Source organism: Microvirga sp. KLBC 81, from assembly GCF_003075415.1.
Classification (GTDB): domain Bacteria; phylum Pseudomonadota; class Alphaproteobacteria; order Rhizobiales; family Beijerinckiaceae; genus Microvirga.
The window spans coordinates 1-6,760 of sequence record NZ_QDAH01000150.1 but is presented as its reverse complement, the minus strand read 5'-3'; the positions used below and the strand labels follow the sequence as shown (position 1 = coordinate 6,760).

3 protein-coding genes and 3 pseudogenes are annotated in these 6,760 nt (G+C 60.6%); 5 read left to right on the top strand and 1 reads right to left on the bottom strand.

Annotated features, from left to right (window positions below; translation table 11 throughout):
• The 3 genes and pseudogenes from DC522_RS31960 to DC522_RS31950 all read left to right on the top strand — a co-directional run.
• The coding region (locus tag DC522_RS31960) for a DDE-type integrase/transposase/recombinase (protein WP_116532478.1) at positions 1–245 on the top strand (245 nt) is incomplete at its 5' end.
• A gap of 1,421 nt (positions 246–1,666) precedes the next feature.
• Positions 1,667–1,837, top strand: a pseudogene (locus DC522_RS36605) (aminotransferase class V-fold PLP-dependent enzyme); the annotation flags it as partial.
• 795 nt (positions 1,838–2,632) lie between these two features.
• Complete coding sequence (locus DC522_RS31950) at positions 2,633–4,261, top strand: MFS transporter (protein ID WP_116532475.1); 1,629 nt, start codon at positions 2,633–2,635, stop codon at positions 4,259–4,261.
• A 349-nt stretch (positions 4,262–4,610) separates the two neighbouring features.
• Here the strand turns inward: DC522_RS31950 and DC522_RS31945 are convergent, their stop codons facing one another.
• On the bottom strand, positions 4,611–4,757 hold the full coding sequence (locus DC522_RS31945; RefSeq protein WP_371681034.1) for a DUF1127 domain-containing protein: 147 nt from the start codon (positions 4,755–4,757) through the stop codon (positions 4,611–4,613).
• Between the two features lie 360 nt (positions 4,758–5,117).
• Between DC522_RS31945 and DC522_RS36600 the strand changes: the two are divergent.
• A pseudogene (locus DC522_RS36600) lies at positions 5,118–5,613 on the top strand (IS6 family transposase); the annotation flags it as partial.
• 112 nt (positions 5,614–5,725) lie between these two features.
• Positions 5,726–6,691, top strand: a pseudogene (locus DC522_RS31935) (IS5 family transposase); the annotation flags it as partial.
• Positions 6,692–6,760 lie beyond the last annotated feature (69 nt).

Sequence of the window (6,760 nt, the reverse complement as noted above, 5' to 3'; positions counted from 1 at the left end):
GCTCGCGGCGTCGTATGAAACCCATTCGCATTCGGCAAAGTGCTTATCTGAACAATCGGATTGAGCAGGATCACCGGACCATCAAGAGGCGGATCCGACCCATGCTCGGATTCCAATCCGTGGCCACTGCCCGAGTGATCCTAGGCGGGATCGAGATGGTTCAGATGATGCGGAAGGGACAGGCAAAGTATGCCTGCAAGCGGCAGCCCTCGCTCGCTGAGCAGTTTGCCCTGCTTGTCGCATGAGCTCTCCACAAACACCTGATCCTTCCTCGTCTCTGTTCCGGAATTGCAACGGAACCTGCGGAACTGCAACGAATCTTTGAACGCCTTGTTGTGACCGTGTTGCACGGATCAGGTGGAGAATGCCCTCAGTCGGCTTTGTTGCATTACCTTGGAAAGAGCATAACGAACCCAGGCGACGTGGATCGCTCAGGCGGCAAGACCGAAGAGTTGGTTCACGAGATGGACTTCGCCTGTCCTTCCCGGCTGCTGCAGCATGCAGTGCCCGCGACCGATCCTGCGCATGGCTTCGAAGCCCTTGATGATTGGGCGCGAAGGGGGTTACTCACGTCCCAGTGCCAGCACAAAGCGCCAAAACCCTCGCGGGCACTTCAGCGATGCTTGGTTTACGCACTCTGTCACGCCGCTTGATTGGCCAAACTCGCGCTTAGGTGAAAAAGGTCCGAAGAAATCCAGATACGTCAGGACTCCATATGTACATGAGCATAGTAGCACTTGCAAATAGAAGCAAAGCGATAATCCAGCTAAGAAATACCCCTCTCACGCAGGTTATTAGTTGATCGCTGGTTGTCTTTGAATTTAGGATGAGGGCGAACTGCTCATCGACGGAACTTGGATATGCTGGTCGATCCGGGGCTTTGTGATCGTCATAAGCCATGATAGACAATTCGGCACCGTCAACGTGAGCCGAGAACCGCTCTTTCAGGCCATTCTGGCCAACCCTAACCCCTTGAGAGGACGTCGCCGGCTCCCCCGGCCGATATGTTCAACAGGGCACGTAGACTCGTTAAGGCGACGGTGCTGTCCTGACATGTTGCTTTCCTTCGTTCGTTCCATCCATCGCGGGTACCCGCGACATGAATGCCGGTCGGCAGCTCCTACCGCCGTACGACGAGGAAGTTGCAAAAGGCGTGCCAACGGCGCCGCAAGCGCCTCAGAAGAAATGTTGTGCAGATTATTCAACGGCTTCCCTGAGAGTGCGGCAGGACGCCAAGCCACACAGCACCGTGGCGCGGACCTGACAAACCCGACAGTTATCCAGGACTGGCGGCCAGGTTTTCTCTGTGGGAACAGCGCAATTCGCGCGTCATTTTACCGCGTTCGGCTGTGTCCGATGTCCGACACTGTCAGACATGCGACATAGCCGTATGAGAGGCATCATGCTGTTGTGGAATCATTCTCTCCTTTGGCACGGTATATGCTGAGCTGCGAACGCGGCACAGACTGAGGAGAAATCGTCCCATGATCACGCTGACCGACAATGCCGTCGCCGCCGAGCCGGCGGAAGGCTTGCGCATCATGATCCAAGCCAGCGTCAAGGCGTTCGTGGACGCAGGCTCCCAACCCTATTCGCCGGCATGGCCGCCGACTTTGTCACGAGGTCTGGATCCTCCGGCTTTGTCTTCGCCTATCCCAACGCACGGGAGATCGGCAACCCTTCGTCGATGCACGGTTTTGGCGCCTCCGTCGGTGCGGCGGTGAAGGAGACGCGTCGGCAGGTGCAGGCGCTGATCGGCGCGGAGTGCGACCATGAGATCGCCTTCACCTCGGGCGGAACGGAAAGCGACAATGCGGCGATCCTTTCGGCACTCGATGGTGTCGCGGGGGTCGGTCGAAGTCATCCAAGTTCTAGCGTTTTGGAAGACAGGATTGGCTCGATGATCAGCGCCCTCCGTCGGCAGGTGGCAATTGGTGCCCAGGCTGGCAACGCACGAGTCGATGAATTGATTGGAAACTGCCAGTGATCAAGCGCTTGGTTCTGGTTGGAGTGATCAGCCTTATCGGCCTCCTTCAAGCAGGTTGCGACTCAGCTGTTCGGCTATCTTGTGAGCGCGCGCGCTTGGCATGGAGACAAGTTCGGATCTGTTGCAAATTCGGTTTCTACTTGTCTTTTGCAACTGAGCTTCGAAGGCTCGTGACTGGAAAATCAACCACTTACGGTGACAACCAAAGCGCCAGAATGGCCCCTGAAATGACTATACTCGAAGTTTGCAACAGATCCCTTCCGCATAGGCCCGATGTCACAAGCAACTCTCGGATTGTCCCGCGGAGAACGCGCCTGCAACGCCTCTCGGCATGCCGTGGCTGTCCAGGATCGCGGACGCCCCGTCACACACCGTCTCAATCTGGCTCGGTCTTTCCGAGCATGCGGGCTTAAACCTATTCCCGATTGAAGCGGCGCGCCCATGCGGCGCTGTGCGGGGGGCATCGGCTCGCAAACCGGTCAGCACCATCGCGTGAGGCGGGGAAAAGACCTAAGACAGAACCGTCAGAAATGCCCTGGCCGATCCGTTCCGCGTTCGGAGCGAGCGATCATCCGGCCCTCTTCACACAATCATTCCAGAGACTCGTGTTGCGCCACCACGATGTCACGGCAGAGTCCACCTACCATGTCGAAGAGAACGTCTCCGCGCGTCCTGTTTCACTACAAAAACTTCCGCTCCCTCTGGTCAGCGTCTCTGGTGTCGAACCTGGGCAGCCTGGTCGAGGGCGTGGCGGCGGCGTGGCTGATGACGAGCCTGGCCACGTCCCATGACATGGTGGCCCTCGTCCAATCCTCGGCCACCCTGCCGGTCATGATGTTTTCGCTCGCCGCCGGAGCGCTCGCCGACAACTTCGATCGCCGCCGGGTCATGATGGCGGCGCAGCTGCTGATGCTGGGCGTCTCAGCGTCCCTGGCCTTGCTCGCCTCTGCAGGGGCCGTGACCCCCTGGATGCTGTTGAGCCTGACCTTCCTGATCGGCTGCGGCTGGGCGCTGCACGACCCATCCTGGTACGCCTCGATGGGCGAGATCTTGCCCCGGCAACACTTGCCGAGCGCGGTGGCCCTCAACAGCATGAGCTACAATCTCATGCGCAGCATCGGACCGGCGATCGGCGGCCTCATCGTCGCAACCGCCGGGGCGGCCTTTGCGTTCCTGTTCAACGTCGTTTGCTGCTTCGCCCTCCTCATCGCGCTCTGGCGCTGGAAGACGAAACCGGCGCCACAGCTGCTCCCGCGGGAGCCGTTCGGCAGTGCGATGGCAGCGGGCTTCCGCTACGTGCTGTTGTCGCCGAACCTGCTCAAGGTGATGGGTCGGAGCCTCGTGTTCGGCCTCACCGCCGTCGTGATCCCGGCGCTGCTGCCGTCCGTAGCCCGGGAGCAGGTTGCGGGCACGGCGATCATCTATGGCATCATGCTCGGGTTCTTCGGCCTCGGGGCGATTTTAGGCGCGCTGCTCATCGGACAGGTGCGGGACGTTCTCAACCCTGAATGGATCATTCGCGGCGCCTTCGTCGCGCTGGCCCTCAGCTGCGTCGGTCTGGCCTGGAGCGAATACATTTGGCTGAGCTGCCTGCTGCTCGTGCCGGCCGGTGTGGCGTGGGTGCAGGCCTGGTCGCTGTTTAATGTGACGGTTCAGCTGTCGACTCCGCGCTGGGTGGTGGGACGCGCCCTGTCGCTCTATCAAGCGGCATCGTTTGGCGGCATGGCGGCGGGCAGCTGGCTCTGGGGCGAGGTGGCGGACGCGCACGGTATTGCGGGCGCCTTGGTGATGGCGAGCGTTGCTCTCGTCGCCGGTGGGCTGCTCGGCCTGGTTCTGCGCCACCCGGACAGTGAAACCCTCAATCTCGATCCCACCAACCAGTTCTGCGAACCGGCACTGCAGCTCGACCTGCGGCCGCGCAGCGGGCCGATCATGGTGATGGTCGATTATCATATTGATCAGAGCGATGTCGCCGAGTTCCTCAGCGTCATGGCCCTGCGGCGACGCACCCGCCTGCGGGATGGGGCGCGACACTGGGCGCTTCTGCGCGATCTGGAAGAGCCGCACCTCTGGACCGAGCGGTACCATGTCCCGACCTGGGTCGAGTACGTGCGCCACAATCAGAGGCAGACGCATGCCGACGCTGAGATTGTGGCGCGCCTGGAGGCACTGCACCGGGGCGAGGGTCCGCCCAAGATCCACCACAAGATTGAACGGCAGACCGGGCGGGTCCCTGCCGACATGCCGCTCAAGCCGGACTTCGGCAGGACTTGAGGGGACCGCGTTGTGGCGCGAAGAGGCGGGTTGGCCACCGGCGCTGGGTAATGAGGACGACTGTGCCTTTTATCTCGGAGGTCTGCCGTGCCGTCTGTTCGGCCAGATCCCGGTTGCATTTCGCTGGTGTGACGATGCCGTCCGCGGCTCGAACAGAGGAATACTTGAAAGATCAACCGCAAATGTCCTGCGATGTGACAATGCCATCAGCCCCTCGCGTCAGCATTCTCCTCCGAACGAAAGCGGGAGAGGGGGAGGGGCATTCGTGTGTGGCGCATTCCGCCTCGACCGCAAAGGCGCGCGGAAGAGTGGGCGTCGACGCGCTGCGGTGCAGCAAGATATCAGGCCGCTATCGCCGGCGAGCGATGCGGTCGATCTGGAAGCGCCGGATGCCGAGGTCATCGAGTTCCCGATCGGAGAGCCTGGACAGCTCGGTGACAGCCGCGCGGTAACGGAAGTAGGCACGGATCTGAGCAAGGATCTGAGACATGAACATCGGGAACTCCAGTCAGTTCGCTGGCGTGAGGGCGGCTGTTGTTTCTGCCTGTGCAGCGCAACATCCATACCTGTGCGACGCAGAAATGAGCAGAGATGCGACAACTGAGGCAGGCATGCTCACGATGCATGTAGCTGTCATCAAGCGTTCATTGGGGTGCTCACGGAGCATTGCCGGGACGTTCTGGAGAAGGATTTTTCTGCCCGGTCCTTCTTCGCTGGAACTGAGCAAGGCAGTGAGGCGCACACAACCTGTTCAGAGTGGGCTCTGCGGGGGAGCATGAGAATTTGCGGCACTGTTGCAAACCGTATATCTCAAAGTTTCAGGCACTGCGACCCGTGTCTCACCAGGGGGGACGTGGTGCTCAAGGGCAGACATTTTGACCGAGCGGTGATCCTGGTCTGCGTGCACTGGTACCTCGCTTACAAACTCAGCCTCCGGAATCTGGAAGAGATGATAGCAGAGCGCGGTCTCTCCGTTGATATGCGACCATGCATCGCTGGGCTGCTCATTACTCGCCCGAACTGCTGGATCACTTCAACTCACGTGGGCGCATCGTTACCGGCATGCGGTATATCGACGAAACAAGGTGCATGATAAGTGGCGGTATCTGTATCGTGCACTCGACAGCAACGGGGACACCGCGGAGTTCTGGTTCAGCCAACGGCGAAACCTCACCGCTACTAAACGGCTTCTGCGCAGGACATTCAAACGGCACGGCCGTCCCAAGCGGATTGTCATCGACAGCATTCAGACGAACCGGGAGGCGATCCTGTCCTGCGATACTGCAGCCCGGCTCCGGGAACGATCAAGGTGTTGTCGGAAGCCCATTCGCAGTCGGCAAAGTGCCTACTTGGTCGGCCCTGAATAACTCACAACTTGTTGGGGATGAAGGATTCTTCGTCTTCGCGAAGCATCGTAAAATGCCAGCATCTGGGTGCTAACCCGCTCGAACTTGGTGTTTTGCGATGGGACCCAAGCCGACGATGCCGAGCTCCGGCGATCTCTACCGCAGCCGTCTCGATCAGTGTCATGAGCTGTTTCGCCTGGCAGGTCTGATCGACTGGGACCGCTTCGACCGGGAGTTCGGCCGCTTCTACCGCCCGCTCGGACGGCCCGCCAAACCCACCCGGCTGATGGCGGGGCTGTCCTATCTCCAGCCCACCTTCAACCTCTCCGATGAGGCGGTGGTGCAGCGCTGGGTCGAGAACCCGTACTGGCAGTGGTTCTGCGGCTGCGAGTACTTCCAGCATGAGCTGCCGTGTGATCCGAGCTCGCTGACGCGCTGGCGCAACCGGATCGGCCCCGAGGGGCTGGAGAAGCTGCTCACCGCCACCATCCAGGCTGGGCTCGCCACGGGCGCGGTGCGGCCCACGAGCCTGGAGCGGATCAGCGTCGACACCACCGTGCAGCCCAAGGCCATCACCCATCCCACCGACGCGAAGCTGTATCTGAAGGCCTTGCAGGCTTTGGTGCGGCAGGCGAAACGGCATGGCCTCAAGCTGCGGCAGACCCACACGCGTCTGGCCAAACGGGCGGCCGTGCAGGTCGGCCGCTATGCCCATGCCCGCCAGATGCGGCGCATGCAGCGGCAGCTCAAGCGGCTGAAGACTTATCTCGGGCGTGTCTATCGCGATGTCGCCAGGAAAGTCGCTGGGGATGAGGGGCTCTCGTCGTGCTTTGCTTCCCTCCTGGGCCTGACGGAGCGTCTTCTGACACAGGAGCGCACGAGCAAGAACAAGGTGTACAGCCTGCATGCGCCGGAGGTGGTCTGCATTGCTAAGGGCAAGGCGCATCGTCCATACGAATTCGGCTCGAAAGTCGCGGTGGCAGTGACCAATCGGGAAGGGTTTGTCCTTGCCTCCAAGGCGCTGGAGGGCAATCCGTATGACGGCCATACGCTGAATGCCACCGTGGACCAGGTGATGTCAATGCCGAGTGAATTTTCCTCAGAAGTGCCGAAGTAAAAATCCCCAGCTTTATCGGTTGGCTCATCGGTTCGA

What these genes read in the sequence shown, in the direction of transcription:
- DC522_RS31950 (WP_116532475.1), top strand. Translation starts at nt 2,633, where the DNA reads ATGTCGAAGAGAACGTCTCCGCGCGTCCTGTTTCACTACAAAAACTTC.
- DC522_RS31945 (WP_371681034.1), bottom strand. Translation starts at nt 4,757, where the DNA reads ATGTTCATGTCTCAGATCCTTGCTCAGATCCGTGCCTACTTCCGTTAC.